At 43.6% G+C, this 1,035-nt stretch carries 1 protein-coding gene; it reads left to right on the top strand.

Annotated features, from left to right (window positions below; genetic code table 11):
* Positions 1–934 (top strand): TRAP transporter TatT component family protein (locus ACYVRA_RS07355; RefSeq protein WP_461252097.1); only part of this gene is annotated, 934 nt, incomplete at its 5' end.
* Between the last annotated feature and the right edge of the window lie 101 nt (positions 935–1,035).

Here is a 1,035-nt window from a genome sequence, read left to right as displayed (position 1 = left end):
GATTTTATTTATTGTTTTTGCGGCCTGTTGCGCCATACTCCCTTCCTGTTCAATTAACAAATTGGCAATGAATGCAGTAGCCGATGCGCTGACAGGAGACGGCAGTTCAGATGTTTTTACAGGGGATCCTGACCCAAAACTTGTAGGGGACGCTATCCCCTTCGCTATTAAAATGTACGAATCCCTACTTTCAGCGAACCCCAACCATCAAGGGCTTATGCTGACTACAGGTTCGCTTTTTATCATGTACGCCAACGCCTTTGTGGAAGGACCTGCGGAAATGCTTACAAGAAGAGAATGGGAAACGCGGGAAGCGGCGTTGATACGCTCGAAGCAGCTGTATCTTCGCGGATATGGAATACTTTATGACGCTCTTGAAAAAAAGTTTCCCGGTTTTAAAAAGGCTACTGTAGCAAAAGGCACAATTCAGCCTTTGCTAAAAAAATGTAAAAAAGAAGACGTAGGTCTTCTGTACTGGGCCGTCGCGGGCGGACTTTCCGCGTATTCCATCGATATTCTTGACTATAACCTGAGCGCTAACATACCCCAGTGGAGCGCGATGATCCAAAGGGCTTACGAACTTGACCCTAACTATGGCACAGCCTCTTTAGATGAATTTTTTATACTTTATTACGCTTCTTTGCCTGAATTATTGGGCGGAAATCGTGATAAAGCGGAATACCATTATAAACTGGCTCTTGAAAAAACAGGGGGAAATTCCGCGGGCGCGTATGTTTCTTACGCCCAGTCTGTCTGCGTTCCCGCCCAGAATTATAATTCTTTTAAAGACTGTCTTGAAAAAGCCATAGCTATCGATCCTAATAAAAATACGTCTACTCGGCTTGTAAATATAATCTCCCAGCGGAAAGCGCGTTGGCTGCTTGATAACGCATGGGTGTATTTCTCTTTTCTTCCAATTCCGGACGATTATTGATATAATGTAATAGGGGGTAAAATATGAATAAAAAAGCAGTTCTTTTAGCTTTTACGTTTCTTTTCTTTTTTTCGCTATGTACGGTTTATGCCCAGCGCGGC

The organism is Treponema sp. R8-4-B8, from assembly GCF_054786175.1.
This window is presented reverse-complemented; position numbering and strand designations above follow the sequence as displayed.